Origin of the sequence: Mesorhizobium sp. Cs1321R2N1, from assembly GCF_037179725.1 — a bacterium.
Classification (GTDB): domain Bacteria; phylum Pseudomonadota; class Alphaproteobacteria; order Rhizobiales; family Rhizobiaceae; genus Mesorhizobium; species Mesorhizobium salmacidum.
In genome coordinates this window covers 17,673-31,272 of the sequence record NZ_JAPYKP010000064.1, presented here as the reverse complement: position 1 = coordinate 31,272, position 13,600 = coordinate 17,673, and the positions used below count along the sequence as shown (strand labels likewise).

At 64.0% G+C, this 13,600-nt stretch carries 14 protein-coding genes and 1 riboswitch; of the genes, 7 read left to right on the top strand and 7 right to left on the bottom strand.

What is annotated here, in order from left to right; genetic code table 11:
* Nucleotides 1–185 precede the first annotated feature (185 nt).
* The 3 genes from O7A61_RS17590 to O7A61_RS17580 all read left to right on the top strand — a co-directional run bounded on the left by O7A61_RS17590 (nucleotide 186) and on the right by O7A61_RS17580 (nucleotide 2,087).
* On the top strand, nucleotides 186–572 hold the full coding sequence (locus O7A61_RS17590; protein WP_127279399.1) for an RNA-binding S4 domain-containing protein: 387 nt from the start codon (nucleotides 186–188) through the stop codon (nucleotides 570–572).
* A gap of 225 nt (nucleotides 573–797) precedes the next feature.
* Nucleotides 798–1,136 (top strand): ferredoxin FdxA, encoded by a 339-nt coding sequence (gene fdxA, locus O7A61_RS17585; RefSeq protein ID WP_013892564.1) that lies wholly within the window; start codon nucleotides 798–800, stop codon nucleotides 1,134–1,136.
* Nucleotides 1,137–1,505: 369 nt separating this feature from the next.
* On the top strand, nucleotides 1,506–2,087 hold the full coding sequence (locus O7A61_RS17580) for a CarD family transcriptional regulator (protein WP_006327799.1): 582 nt from the start codon (nucleotides 1,506–1,508) through the stop codon (nucleotides 2,085–2,087).
* Between the two features lie 80 nt (nucleotides 2,088–2,167).
* Here the strand turns inward: O7A61_RS17580 and O7A61_RS17575 are convergent, their stop codons facing one another.
* The 3 genes from O7A61_RS17575 to O7A61_RS17565 form a co-directional block, all read right to left on the bottom strand.
* Nucleotides 2,168–2,938 carry an amino acid ABC transporter ATP-binding protein gene (locus tag O7A61_RS17575; protein WP_337130874.1) on the bottom strand — a complete coding sequence of 257 codons (771 nt, stop codon included), beginning with the start codon at nucleotides 2,936–2,938 and terminating at the stop codon, nucleotides 2,168–2,170.
* The gene (locus O7A61_RS17570; protein WP_027141826.1) at nucleotides 2,935–3,615 is read right to left on the bottom strand and encodes an amino acid ABC transporter permease; all 681 of its coding nucleotides are present in this window, start codon (nucleotides 3,613–3,615) and stop codon (nucleotides 2,935–2,937) included. Before O7A61_RS17570 ends, O7A61_RS17575 begins: the two co-directional genes overlap by 4 nt.
* Nucleotides 3,616–3,749: 134 nt before the next feature.
* Complete coding sequence (locus O7A61_RS17565) at nucleotides 3,750–4,523, bottom strand: amino acid ABC transporter substrate-binding protein (protein ID WP_337130873.1); 774 nt, start codon at nucleotides 4,521–4,523, stop codon at nucleotides 3,750–3,752.
* A gap of 61 nt (nucleotides 4,524–4,584) precedes the next feature.
* Here O7A61_RS17565 and O7A61_RS17560 point away from each other — a divergent pair, with 61 nt between their 5' ends.
* Complete coding sequence (locus O7A61_RS17560; RefSeq protein WP_337130872.1) at nucleotides 4,585–4,770, top strand: hypothetical protein; 186 nt, start codon at nucleotides 4,585–4,587, stop codon at nucleotides 4,768–4,770.
* A gap of 71 nt (nucleotides 4,771–4,841) precedes the next feature.
* Entirely contained in the window at nucleotides 4,842–5,705 is an 864-nt protein-coding gene (locus O7A61_RS17555; RefSeq protein WP_027141824.1) for an RNA polymerase factor sigma-32, read from the top strand.
* A gap of 16 nt (nucleotides 5,706–5,721) precedes the next feature.
* Here O7A61_RS17555 and O7A61_RS17550 read toward each other — a convergent pair whose 3' ends face one another.
* The 4 genes from O7A61_RS17550 to thiB form a co-directional block, all read right to left on the bottom strand.
* Complete coding sequence (locus tag O7A61_RS17550; RefSeq protein WP_023784820.1) at nucleotides 5,722–7,191, bottom strand: M48 family metalloprotease; 1,470 nt, start codon at nucleotides 7,189–7,191, stop codon at nucleotides 5,722–5,724.
* 232 nt (nucleotides 7,192–7,423) lie between these two features.
* Nucleotides 7,424–8,200 (bottom strand): thiamine ABC transporter ATP-binding protein, encoded by a 777-nt coding sequence (gene thiQ / locus O7A61_RS17545; protein WP_337105699.1) that lies wholly within the window; start codon nucleotides 8,198–8,200, stop codon nucleotides 7,424–7,426.
* A complete protein-coding gene (thiP, locus tag O7A61_RS17540; RefSeq protein WP_337130870.1) occupies nucleotides 8,193–9,860 on the bottom strand; it encodes a thiamine/thiamine pyrophosphate ABC transporter permease in 1,668 nt (555 codons plus the stop codon). Before thiP ends, thiQ begins: the two co-directional genes overlap by 8 nt.
* A 23-nt stretch (nucleotides 9,861–9,883) precedes the next feature.
* Nucleotides 9,884–10,882, bottom strand: coding sequence for a thiamine ABC transporter substrate binding subunit (gene thiB, locus O7A61_RS17535; protein ID WP_337105697.1), 999 nt, complete (start codon nucleotides 10,880–10,882; stop codon nucleotides 9,884–9,886).
* A 43-nt stretch (nucleotides 10,883–10,925) separates the two neighbouring features.
* A riboswitch (TPP riboswitch) is annotated at nucleotides 10,926–11,040 on the bottom strand.
* A gap of 87 nt (nucleotides 11,041–11,127) precedes the next feature.
* On the opposite strand from thiB, the gene O7A61_RS17530 reads away from it, so the two are divergent.
* Nucleotides 11,128–11,772 carry a thiamine diphosphokinase gene (locus O7A61_RS17530; RefSeq protein WP_337130869.1) on the top strand — a complete coding sequence of 215 codons (645 nt, stop codon included), beginning with the start codon at nucleotides 11,128–11,130 and terminating at the stop codon, nucleotides 11,770–11,772.
* Between the two features lies 1 nt (nucleotide 11,773).
* The gene (locus tag O7A61_RS17525; RefSeq protein WP_337130868.1) at nucleotides 11,774–13,594 is read left to right on the top strand and encodes an ABC-F family ATP-binding cassette domain-containing protein; all 1,821 of its coding nucleotides are present in this window, start codon (nucleotides 11,774–11,776) and stop codon (nucleotides 13,592–13,594) included.
* Nucleotides 13,595–13,600 lie beyond the last annotated feature (6 nt).

The window sequence follows — 13,600 nt, the reverse complement described above, 5'->3', positions numbered from 1 at the left end:
CGAAGCCCGGCCCGACTGGAAGGGTGGCAGGCCGGAAGGCAAGGGGCCCGATCGCGGCAAAGGGGGCGGAAAGCCCGCCTTCCAGCCCAAGCCGCGCGAGGAGCGCCCGGTGCGCTTCGACCCGGATTCCCCCTTCGCCAAGCTCGCAGCCTTACGCGACCAATTAAAGAAGTAGGCTCGCTTCGATGGTTGCTGAAGGCCGCCAGCGCATCGACAAATGGCTGTTCTTCTCGCGCGCGGTGAAATCGCGCTCGCTGGCGGCCAAATTGGTTGTAGCCGGCCGCGTGCGCATCAATCGCGACAAAGCAGCGCAGGCTTCCGATCTGGTCAAGCCAGGCGATGTGCTGACCATCACGCTCGACCGGCGTATCTTCGTCTGGAAGGTGCTCGGCGCTGGTGTTCGGCGCGGCCCGGCCGAGGAAGCCCGCACTCTTTATGAAGACATGTCGCCGCCGCCCGCACCCAAGGCCGACGCCCTTCCCGATGCTATCCCGGCGCTGCGCGAGGCAGGCAGCGGCCGCCCGACCAAAAAAGAGCGCCGCCAGACCGACCGATTGCTCGACGAAGATTGAGCCTTGAGGCGGGTGTGTTTCCCGAGGGCAACGACAAACAAAAGGCAGAACCGGGGCCGGCAAACGCGACGGCTGGTGGGCATGTCGGGCCCTCGCGGCACCGGCCGCCTGGAATTCCATTCCCAAACCCTGGCGCCACTGGGAATGGCCACCCTTGCAAGCGGCCGATAAAGGCGTTACCTCACAAAAAAAGCCAACAAAAACGGGACATCCCGGAGCCGACCGATGACCTATGTCGTGACCGACAACTGCATCAAATGCAAATATATGGACTGCATCGAGGTCTGTCCGGTCGACTGTTTCTACGAGGGCGAGAACATGCTCGTCATCCATCCCGACGAGTGCATCGACTGCGGCGTCTGCGAGCCGGAATGCCCGGCCGACGCGATCAAGCCCGACACCGAGTCCGGCCTCGACAAATGGCTGCAGATCAACACCGAATACGCCGAGAAATGGCCCAACATCACCGCCAAGAAGGAGCCGCCGGCCGACGCCAAGACCTTCGACGGCGAGGCCGGCAAGTTCGAGAAATACTTCTCCGCCGAGCCGGGCGAAGGCGATTGACAACGCCGCTGTAAAGGCTTGTATGACGCAGCGTAACAGGCACGTCGGATTAACCGCCTTGACAGGCGGCGATTGGTTGTGGCCTTCGCTTACGCAGCAAAACCTTGATTCTTCCGACTTTTTGTGTTACATCAGCGAAACATGCCGGTGACACAACGTCGATTTATGGCGCAGACGCCCCAAATCACTGAAAGGTGAAAATCCCATTCCGGACCAGAGCGATCTGGGCCAGGCGGCCGCAGCTCGTGCGGTTTGCCGGTCCCGGCCTTTCCGGTGGGTTCATCTGTTGTGCGGCTAATGGTCGGTGACCCCGATCACGCGAGTTCAGCCGGCACCGCCGCCGGCCCACAACAAGGAGTTCAGGGCGTAATGGCAACGATCACCCCGCAGAAGAAGTCCACTGCCGCGCGTCACGGTTTCAAGACCGGCGAGTACATCGTCTATCCGGCGCATGGCGTCGGGCAGATCGTCTCGATCGACGAGCAGGAAGTGGCCGGCCACAAGCTGGAACTGTTCGTCATCGACTTCCAGAAGGACAAGATGCGCCTGAAGGTGCCGGTCGCCAAGGCGACCTCGATCGGCATGCGCAAGCTGTCGGAAGAGGATTATGTCGAGCGCGCGCTGAAAGTCGTGCAGGGTCGCGCCCGCGTCAAGCGCACCATGTGGTCGCGCCGTGCCCAGGAATATGATGCCAAGATCAATTCAGGCGACCTGATCTCGATCTCGGAAGTCGTGCGCGACCTCTACCGTGCCGACAACCAGCCGGAGCAGTCCTATTCCGAACGCCAGCTCTACGAGGCGGCGCTCGACCGCATGGCTCGCGAAATCGCGGCCGTAAACCGCATGTCGGAAACCGAAGCCGTGCGCCTGATCGAGGTCAACCTCAACAAAGGCCCCAAGCGTGGCGCCAAGGCCGACAATGAGGAAGCCGAGCAGGAAGAAGCTGCCTGAGCTTTTTCGCCTTCGAGTTAACGAAAACCCGGCCTCGCGCCGGGTTTTTTGTCTTTGAGATTGCCGGAGATTGCCCGCGCCTATGCGCCGGCCTTCTTCTCCGCCGCCTCCTGCTTCAGCGTGGCGATGAACCGCTTGGTCCTTTCGCGCTCCGGATTGCCGAACAGCGTGGCGGATGGCCCCTGCTCGACGATGACACCGGCGTCGAGGAACACCGCTTCCTGGGCGATCTTGGAGGCGAGGCGCAAATCATGCGTCGCTATCACCATGGTCGTTCCCTCGGTGGCGAGCTGACTCAGCACATCGACCACCTCCTGCGCCAGTTCCGGGTCGAGTGCCGAAGTCGGTTCGTCGCACAGCAGCACCTTCGGCGACGGCGCCAGCGCCCGGGCGATCGCCACGCGCTGCTGCTGGCCACCCGACAGCGTCGCCGGCCAGGCATCCGCCTTGTGCGCCATGCCGACCTTTTCCAGCAGCGCGAGCGCCCGCTCGCGGGCGCGCGCCTCCGGCCATTTCAGCACCGTGACCAGCCCCTCCATGACATTTTCGATGGCGGTACGGTGCGGAAACAGCTGGAAATTCTGGAACACCATGCCGGTCTGCAGGCGCAGACGCCTTATGTCCGCCGCCGACACCTTCCCGCCGGGACGGAACTCGAGCGTCTCGTCGCCGATTCGCACCGTGCCCGAGGTTGGGATCTCCAGCAGGTTGATGCAGCGCAGCAGTGTGCTTTTTCCCCCGCCCGAAGGACCGACCAGCGCGGTGACGCTGCCTTCGGCGATGGCAACCGTCACCCCCTTCAGCACGAGATTGTCGCCGAAACGCTTTTCGATGTTGGTGAGGCCGATCATGAGCGTGCCTCCAGGAAGCCGCCATAGCGGTTGAGCCGCTCCTCCAGCCGAGTCTGCAAGGCCGAAAGCACCGAACTCATCGCCAGATAGAGGATCGCCGCCTCGACATAGAGGATGAGCGGCTCATAGGTGGTGGCGACAATGCGCTGCGCCGCCTGGAACATCTCCGGCACGGTGATGGCGGCGGCCAGCGACGTGTCCTTGACCAGCGAAATGAAGGTGTTGGAGAGCGGCGGCACCGCCACCCGGCCGGCTTGCGGCAGGATGGTGCGCCGCATCGCCTGGCTCCAGGTCATGCCGATCGAATAGGCGGCCTCCCACTGGCCTTTCGGCACCGAGCCGATCGCCGCGCGGATGATTTCCGACGTGTAGGCGCCGATATTGAGCGTGAAGCCGATCAGCGCCGCGGTAAAGGCGTCGAGCAGGATGCCGACCGACGGCAGGCCGTAGAAGATCAGGAACAGCTGCACCAGGAGCGGCGTGCCGCGGAAGATCCAGACATAGAAGCGCACGAGCGCCACCAGCGGCTTCGGCCCGAACAACCGGCCGAGCGCCGCGCCCAATCCCACCGTCAGGCCGAGTACGAAGGACAGCAGCGTCAGCGGCACGGTGAAGATCAACGCTGCCCACAGCAGCGAGGGCAGCGAATCCAGCATCAGTTGCAGCCAGTGCGGCACGAAATATCCTCCGGAAGGGACGGGCAGCGTCATCGAAGCGCGAATGCGTCAGCCATATCACGACAAAAGCGGCGAGCCGTCAAAGACGGCTCGCCGCTGGATGGGCTGCGGGGCGACAACCCGCCCCGCTTGAATTACTTCGAGACGTCCTGGCCGAAATAGGTGTCGGCGATCTTCTTGTAGGTGCCGTCGGCCTTGATGTCGGCCAGCGCCTTGTTGATGGCAGCGACCAGCTCCGGATCGCCCTTGCGCACGATGACGCCGGAGTAATCGGCATTCTCTTCCTGGGCGGCGATCTTCACATTGGCGTCGGGCTTGTGCTTCTTGAAGTCGAGGAACGACAGGCTCTCATTGATGGTGGCGTCGGCACGGCCGGTCAAAAGCAGCTGGATCGACTGGTCGAAGCCATCCGTGCCGACCAGTTCGGCGCCATTCGACTCGGCCAGTTTGCCGAAATTGGAGGTTAGCGACTGCGCCGACTTCTTGCCCTTGAGATCGGCGAAAGCCTTGATGTCGGTATTGTCGCCGCGCACGATCAGCACCGCCTTGGAGGCGATGTAGGGATCGGAGAAATCATACTTGGCCTTGCGGGCATCGGTGATGCCGACTTCGTTGATGACGGCATCATAGCGGTTGACGTCGAGGCCGGCGATCAGACCGTCCCACTTGCCCTCGAGGAACTGCGCCTTGACGCCGAGCTTGTCGGCGATCGCCTTGGCGATTTCGACGTCGAATCCGACGAGCGCTCCGGATGCATCATGATAGGTGAACGGAGCGTAAGTGCCTTCCGTACCGACCTTGATGACGCCGGCCTGCTTGATCTGGTCGAGATTGGCGCCGGCATGCCCCGATGCGACCGCCAGGGCCTGCAGCGTTCCGGCGATGATGAGCGACTTCAGCCATTTCATTTTTCTGTGATCCCGTCCTTGGCCTGATATCAGGCATGTTGTGAGAGTTGGAAAATGACAGATGCAGGTCGGAAAAATAAGGAACAAAATTTCAAAGAAAGCTAATTCCAGAAATCAAATACTCAAAAAGGAATTTCGTTGCAGCGTCAGGATTCCGGGCAGCCGTGCCGAAATTGCCCGGACGTCATCGCTCGCCTGCCTGCGCCAGCGGAACCTTTCCCGCGCACGGCAGTTTTGGCTGTTCTAGGGCACGACGCCGTCATTTCAAGCCGGTTCCTGCCAGTTTGTCATTCGCACGCCTGAGCCAAGGAGCGCCTTATGATGGAAGACACGGCAGGTCGGGTCATGGTCCGCGCGGCAATGAGGGCGCCTTACCTCGAGCGCGACGAGGAGCATCGGCTGGCACTGCTTTGGAAAGAGGACAACGACCAGAACGCATTGCACAGCATCACCGTTGCCCATATGCGGCTGGTCATTTCCATGGCCTCGAAATTCCGCCATTACGGCTTGCCGCTCGGCGACCTGATCCAGGAAGGCCATGTCGGCCTGCTCGAGGCCGCCGCCCGCTTCGAGCCGGAGCGCGAGGTGCGGTTTTCCACCTACGCGACGTGGTGGATACGCGCTTCGATGCAGGACTACATCCTGCGCAACTGGTCGATCGTGCGCGGCGGCACCAGTTCGGCGCAAAAGGCCCTGTTCTTCAATCTCAGGCGCTTGCGTGCCCGTCTCGCGAACGGCGCCGAACCGCTCTCCAACACGACTCTCTACCGCGAGGTGTCGGTTGCGCTCGGCGTTTCCGAAGCTGATGTGGAGTTGATGGATTCACGCCTGTCGGCGCCCGACTCCTCGCTCAACGTGCCGCTTGCCGACGATGCGGGGGCGACCGAGCGGATGGACTTCCTGGTCTCGGACGATCCCTTGCCCGACGAGATTGTCGGCGACAAGATCGACGTCGCGCGCCGCTCGCTCTGGCTGAGGGAGGCGCTTCAAGCTCTCAACGCCCGCGAACTCCGCATCATCGAGGAACGCCGGCTTACCGACGAGGGCGCCACGCTCGAGGCTCTCGGCGAAACGCTCGGCATTTCCAAGGAACGCGTCCGCCAAATCGAGGCCCGCGCCATGGAAAAGCTCAAGGTCGCGCTGGTGAAGCAGAACCCGGAATTCATGGCGACTGCCGCCTGATTCCCGCGACAGGCGCTTACTTGTCGGTGACGATCTTGACCTTGTCGCCGGCCGAAACCGCGGCCCCCGGCGACAGCGCGTTGAGCACGCGGAACAGGTCGAGCTTGCGGTCGACCCCCACCATCTGCGCGGCAAGCGAACCCATGGTCTGTCCCGGCTGTACGGTGAGTACACGAATATGCAGTGGCTTCAGTGCCGCCTTTTCGGCGGGACTGAGAATGCGGAAGGAGCCGCTGACCGAGCGAGCCACCGTCTCCAGCGAGGTGCTGGCCGAGGGAGCCGCGGTCAGCAACCGGTAGACCTGGCCTCCGGCCCGGATCACCGCGATATCGAACTGCCAGCCTTCGGCGCCTGCGTGCGCGGTCGCCGCCTCATTGCCGTTGATGGTTTCCTGCTTGACGGTGCTGTCGTCGAGGCCGGCCACCCAGCCGCTTCTGATATAATCGGTCAGGGCGCGGTTCTTGTCGATCGAAACGCCGTCGAAGCGGATCGCTATGTCGCCCGGCCCGGTCGCCGTAACCGCTGCCGCCGAATTGTCGATGATGAAACCGTCCGGCACGGTGAACGACACGCCGAGGCCCGGATGCAAGAAGGTTTCGCCGCGCACATAGCCTTCTTCCGGCGTATCGCCATAAAGCAGGCCGTCTATGCCGGCGAGGAAGGAATCGCGGTCGCGCGTGCCGAAACCGGGCGCGCCGAACTGGCGGGCGTGGCGCTGTGCCAGATCGATGCGTTGCGGCGTGTTGGGGTGGGTGGCCAGGAAGTCGAGGCTGGCGTCCGTGGCACCGCTGATCGAACGGAAATCGGTGTAGGCCGACATCGACTGCAGGAAGCGGCCGGCGGCATAGGGATCGTAGCCGGCTTCGCCGATCGACTTGATGCCGATGGCGTCCGCCTCCAGTTCCTGATTGCGCGAGAACTGCGCCAGCCTGAGCTTGCCGCGGATCAGTGCTGCCTTGGCGGTCGGGCTGTCGCCGAGCACATCGGAAACAACCTTGGTCGCCAGGCCTTCCTCGGCCTCCAGCTGCTGGCGCTGCAGGCCGTGATTGGCGGTGACGTGGCCCATTTCATGCGCGATGACGGCGGCGAGCTCGGACGAATCATTGGCCAGCGCCAAGAGGCCGCGCGTGATGTAGAGATAGCCGCCCGGCAGCGCGAAGGCGTTGACGTTGGGCGAATTGAGGATGGTGATGCGATAGGTCTGGGTCGGGTTGGCCGATACCACGGTCAAATTGCCGACCACCTTGGCGACCATGCGCTCGAGCTTGGGATCGGAATATTCGCCGCCATACGTTGCAAGGATGCGCGGATGCTGCGCCTTGGCGAGTTCGGCAAGCTTGTTGTTGGCGGCGACATTGTCCACCGTGATCGGCTTGTCGGATGGCTGGAAGCCGGATTCCTGGACCTCGGGGGGCGTGAACATCTGGCAGCTTGCCAGCGCCACGGCAAAGCCAGCCAGCGCCAGGAACCGCGCCAGCGGATTCATTCGTAGCCTGTCAGCGCTGATCGCCAGAATGGCTTCCTTTCAGGTCCTTGCGCATGACCACGGCATGCGCAAAACAAACTGCTACAGCGTCCGTCACGCGCCCCTCGGGGCGGGCAGCAGATGCTGTAGGCAAATCACGGCCTGTGCCGGACCGGTATCGAGCGGACCTAGCCACACTACTCCAGTCATGGCAAGCAAGCGCCACATCGCCTCAAGCCGGTTTGAGCGTAAATTATGTCCGCTTCCGGGCAATATCTCGTGATAACGCATCCCCGGCACCGGCACCGATATAGCGCCGGAACGCCTCCGGCCCAGCCCCTGCAAAGAAATCCTCCGAGGTGCCTGTGGCAGCGATGGTGCCATTGTCCAGAAACACCACCTTCTGCGCGATGCGGCGGGCATCCTGCGGCTGGTGCGTGACGAACAGCACCGTCATGCCACGCTCGGCATGGAGGCTGGCAACCAGGTCGAGCATGTCGTCGCGCAAGGCGGGCCCAAGCGAGGCGAAGGGTTCGTCGAGCAGTAGCACCGGGCGGTCACGCACCAGCACGCGGGCCAGGGCGACGCGCTGACGCTCGCCGCCCGAAAGCTCGCGCGGCAGCCGCTTCTCCTTGCCGGCAAGGCCGGTGCGTGCAAGGGCGCCCGCGATATCGGCGTGGTCGGCTTCGGTCAACCGCAACGATGGCGAACGACCGAGCCCGACATTTTGCTGGACAGAAAGATGGGCGAAAAGATTGTTTTCCTGGAATACCATCGACACCGGCCGCATGGCCGGCGGGTCGCCACCGACATCGGCCGTGCCGATCAGCACGCGGCCGGATCTCGGCGTCTCGAACCCGGCCACCAGATTGAGCAGCGTCGACTTTCCCGAACCGCTCGGCCCCATGATGGCGGTGATCTGCGTCGCGGTGAATCCGACATCGAAGGCGAACAACGCCTCGCCATAACTGAACGAGACCTTGTCCAGCCGCACCGCAACCCCTTTGCCGTCAGCCGCCCCGTCAGACATCGCGGGCCATCCCCTTTCCCAGCCGGTCCGCTGCCAGCACCAGCGCCAGGCAGACAAGGCCCAGCAACAACGCCAGGCCGGCGGCGTCCTGCGTGCGGTAGCTGCCCATGCGCGCCAGGAGAAGGTAGGGCAAGGTCTGCACGGAATCACTGCCGAACAGGGCGATCACGCCGAGATCGCCAAGCGACAGCGCCATGGCGAAGGCAAAGGCGGTGGCGAGCGGCCGCCGAAGCGACGGCCAGTCGACCAGCCACAGTCTCGACCAGCCGGAAATGCCGAGCTGTGCGCAGAGCCGCTCGTGACGCTCGCTTGCCGCATCATAGGCGGGACGGACGGCGCGCAGCGCGAAAGGCATCGCCATGACGGCGTTGACGGTGACGACCATGAGCGGGGCGACAGCAAAGACATCGCCGAGATGGCGCAACAGAAGGAACCAGCCGGCGCCGATGACGATCGGCGGCACGACCAGCACAAACCAGGCGCCGGTATCGGCGGCATGTTCGAGCAGTGTCCTTGAGCCGGAGCGGCGGTTCAATGCCAGCGCCCTCCGCGCCATTGTGAGAGCCAGCGACAGCATCACCGAAAGGAACGCCGACAGGAACGCGAGCACGGCACTGGTCAGTGTCGCTTGCCGGACAGTGGCCTCACCGGCCAGCCGGCCGAGATCGGCGCCCAATCCGGCCGCCACGGTCGCCGCCATGGGTCCCACGACGAACAGCAGCGCCAGCCCGATGAGCAGGGCATTCAGCACGGCCTCAATCCTGTTGACCGAGAGATAGCGGCGCGGCGCGACCGGCAGGTTGGTGTCGCCGACGACATTGGCACCAAGCCGGGTCAACGCCAGCACCACGACAAAGGTCAGCGCGATCTGCAACAATGTCAGCGCGACAGCCCGCGCGGGATCGAAATCGAAGCGCAATGCCTGATAGATGCCGACCTCCAGCGTCGTCGCGGCCGGTCCGCCGCCGAGCGTCAGCACGATGGTGAAGGATGTGATGCAGAGCATGAAGATAAGTCCGGCGACACCAGGCAAGGCGGCCCGCAGCGTCGGCCATTCGATCAGCCGCAACGCCGGTCGCGCTCCCATGCCGAGCTGGCTCGCCAGCCGCCACTGGTCCGAGGGGATGGTTTGCAGCGCCTCCAGGAACAGGCGGGTGGCCAATGGCAGGTTGAAGAAGACATGGGCAACGAGAATGCCGGAGAGGCCGTAGATGCCCGGCCACCCCTGGCCGCCAACCCAGTTGGACAGACCGGCGAAATAGCCGGCTCGGCCGTAGAGCGCCAGGATGCCGAGCGCCGCGACGATCGCCGGCAGCGCCAGCGGCACGGCGAAGAGCTGCAGGATGAAGGCGCGGCCGCGGAAACGTGGATGCCGCGACAGCGCCCGCGCCACGAACAGGGCAGGCCCGACCGAGAGCAGCGTCGACAGGGCCGCCTGCCAGAGCGTGAAGCGCACGACACGGAAGAGGTAAGGATCGAAGGCGGCCCAGGCGCCGGAAAAATCGTGGGCGCCTTCGGCGAGCAGCCCGGCAAAAGCGCCGCCGATCAGCAGCGCGGTTGCGGCAAGCGCGACAATGCCGGCTGTGATGCGGGGGTCAGAGCGGGTTTGCCCTGAGAACCGACGATCGACTTGGGAAACATTGTGTTCCTTGGCGGTCATCTCACGAGACTAGCCCACAAAGCCTACTTGCTCATCACCGCCAGCCATTCGTCCACCCAGGCCTTGCGGTTGGCCGCGACTTCCTCGGGGCTGAACAGCAAGGTCTTGGTCGGCTTGACCAGTTTGTCGAAGGCAGGGTTGAGCGGCTTGTCGGTCTTGCCGGCCGGGAACATCCAGTTGGTCTCCGGGATGGCGTCCTGGAATTTCGGCCCGGTCATGAAAGCCATGAACTTGGCCGCCAGCGGGTTCTTGGCGCCTGTCGTGGTGATGCCGGCGACCTCGATCTGCAGATACTCGCCCTCTTCAAAGGATGCCGCCTGGTAGCGCTCGGTGTTCTCGGCGACCATGTGGTAGGCCGGCGAGGTGGTGTAGGACAGCACCATCGGCGCCTCGCCCTTGGTGAACAGGCCATAGGCCTCGCTCCAGCCCGGCGTCACGGTCAGCACCTTGGCCTTGAGCTTGGCCCAGGCTTCCGGCGCCTTGTCGCCATAGACCGACTTCACCCACAACAGCAGGCCGAGACCGGGCGTCGACGTGCGCGGATCCTGAATGACGATCTTGTCATTGGCACTGCCCTCGACCAGGTCCTTCAGGCTTTTCGGCGGCGTCTTCAGCTTTTCGGTATCGTAGACGACAGCGAAATAGCCATAGTCGAAGGGGACGAAAGTATCGTCGCTCCAGCCGCCCGGCACATTGACATCGCTCACCGCGCCGTGCGGCGCGAACAGGCCCGACGCCTTGGCATCGGCGGTGAGATTGGTGTCGAGGCCGAGCACGATATCGGCCTTGGTCGAAGCGCCTTCCAGCTTGACGCGGTTGAGCAGCGCCACGCCATCGGCGACCGAGACGAACTCGACATCGCAGCCACATTCGGCCTCGAATTCCTTCTTCACCACCGGGCCTGGACCCCAGTCGGCGGTGAAGCTCTCATAGGTGTAGACGGTGAGCTTGTCCTTGGCCAAAGCCGGCCCGGACAGGGTCACTACCGTGGCCGCGATGAGGGAATATAAAAGCGTGCGCATCGGCGCCTCCTTCGTTTGCGTTGAAAGGAATTGAGGCGTCGGATTGTCCGAAACGTCTAATCCCTCCGCCGGTACAAACCGGATCAGGTTCAGCGGGTTGGCGAGACTGCCTCTCAGCCGGCCCGCGAAAGTCGCGTCCGGCACCCCGTTAGAGCGTTTCGACACATAAGCCCGACCGATGGGACACGCAAGTGGGAGTTTGCCGCCTTCCGTTTCCCGTGCCGGGCTGGTAAGGGCGACGGGATATGAGCACATTCACCATCCTGCTTGGCGGCGATCTCATCCGCACGCCCCGGCTTGACCGCCAGGTCGAAGGCTCGCGCGTCATCGCCGCCGACGCCGGCATCGGCCATGCGCGGATGCTGGGCCTTGTGCCGGAACTGTGGGTCGGTGATTTCGATTCCGTGCCGCCCGATCTGCCCGCCCACCTGGCCGCGGTGCCGCGGCAAACCTTCCCGGCGGAAAAGGACAAGACCGACGGCGAACTGGCGATCGCGGCAGCCCTTGAACGCGGGGCGACGCGCCTTGTGCTGGCGGGCGCCTTCGGCGGCAAGCGCGCCGACCACGCCTTCCTGCACCTGGCGCTTGGTCTGCGGTTGGCCGAAGCCGGAACGGATGTGCTTCTGACCAGCGGTGCCCAGGAGGCTGTCCCCTTGCTGCTCGGCAGGGCCAGCTTCGATTATGCCGACGGCACGCTGTTTTCGATCCTTGGCTTCTCCGAACTCTCCGGCCTGACCGTCACCGGCGCCAAATGGCCGCTCGACAAGGTCGAGGTGGCCTTCGGTTCGTCGTTAACCATTTCCAACGAGGTCAAGGGCCGCCTCGACATCGCGCTTCGCCATGGCCGAGCCCTGCTGCTCGCCCATCCCTATCCATTGCCTGAAAGCTGACATGGCCCCGCCTCTTCTCAATCTCGACGGGATAAAACTGACTTTTGGCGGCACGCCGCTGCTCGACGGCGCCGCCTTGACCGTTTCGGCCGGCGACAAGATCGCGCTGGTCGGCCGCAACGGGTCCGGCAAGTCGACGCTGCTCAAAATCGCCGCCGGCCTGGTCGAGCCGCAGGACGGCGAGGTGTTCCGCCAGCCTTCCGCGACAGTGCGCTATCTGCCGCAAATGCCAGACATGGACGGCTTCGCCAATGTGCGGGCCTATGTCGAAGCCGGGCTCGGGCCGGCCGACGATCCCTACCGCGCCAGCTATCTGATGGAGCATCTCGGCCTGTCGGGCGAGGAACGGCCAGGCGACCTGTCCGGCGGCGAGGCCAGGCGCGCCGCGCTTGTCCGTGTCATGGCGCCAGAGCCCGGCATCCTGCTACTTGATGAGCCGACGAACCATCTCGATTTGTCTGTCATCGAATGGCTGGAAGAGGAGCTCGTCCGGACTTCCTCGGCGCTCATCGTCATTTCGCATGACCGCCGCTTCCTTGAACGCGTGTCGCGCGCCACCGTCTGGCTCGACCGTGGCCAGACCCGCAGGCTGGACAAGGGCTTTGGCCATTTCGAGGAATGGCGCGACCTGGTGCTGGAAGAGGAAGAGCGCGAACAGCACAAGCTCGGCCGCCAGATCGTGCGCGAGGAGCACTGGCTGCGCTATGGCGTGACGGCGCGGCGCAAGCGCAACATGCGCCGATTGGGCGAACTACAGACCATGCGCCAGCGCTTTCGCGGCCATCGCGGCGCCGAAGGATCCGCGACCATGGTGGCAAGCGACGCCGCCGAATCCGGCAAGCTGGTGATCGAAGCCAAGAACATCGAGAAAAGCTTTGGTGATCTCACCGTGGTCAAGGGGTTCTCGACCCGCATCCAGCGCGGCGACCGCGTCGGTCTTGTCGGGCCGAACGGCGCCGGCAAGACGACACTCCTGAAGATGCTGACCGGCGAGTTGGCGCCGGACGCAGGATCGGTGCGGCTCGGCACCAATCTGGAAATCGCCACACTCGACCAGAAGCGTGAGGCCGTCGACCCGCAGGAGACGCTGGCGCAATATCTCACCGACGGGCGCGGCGAGAACCTGGTCATCAATGGCGAGCAGCGCCATGTCGTCTCCTACATGAAGGATTTCCTGTTCAAGCCGGAACAGGCCCGCACCCCTGTGCGTGAGCTTTCCGGTGGCGAGCGGGCGCGGCTGATCCTGGCGCGCGTGCTGGCACGGCCGGCGAACCTACTGGTGCTCGATGAGCCGACCAACGATCTCGACATGGAGACACTGGAACTGCTGCAGGAACTGGTTGCCGGTTTTGCCGGCACCGTCATCCTGGTCAGCCACGACCGCGATTTCCTCGACCGTACCGTCACCAGCATCATCGCGCCGGACGGCAGCGGCCGCTGGGTCGAATATGCTGGCGGCTATTCCGACATGCTGGCGCAACGCGGCGGCACCAGGCTGGACGACCGAAAAGCGCGTCCCAAGGCGGAAGCCGGCGATGTGCCCACGCCGGGCAGGAGCGAGCCGGCGGCGCCGAAAGGGCCGGCGAAGAAACTGTCGTTCAAGCAGAAGTTCGCCTTGGAGGCCCTACCAAAGAAGATCGAGGCGGTGACCGCATCGATCTCGCGGTTGGAAAACAACATCGCCGATCCGGCCTATTACGAGCGCGACCCGGCCTCGTTCCAGAAGACGATCGCCGCTCTCGACAAGGAGCGCGCCACGTTGGCGGCGCTCGAGGAAGAATGGCTGGAGCTTGAAATGCTGCGGGAAGAGATGGAAGGGTAGGTCCGC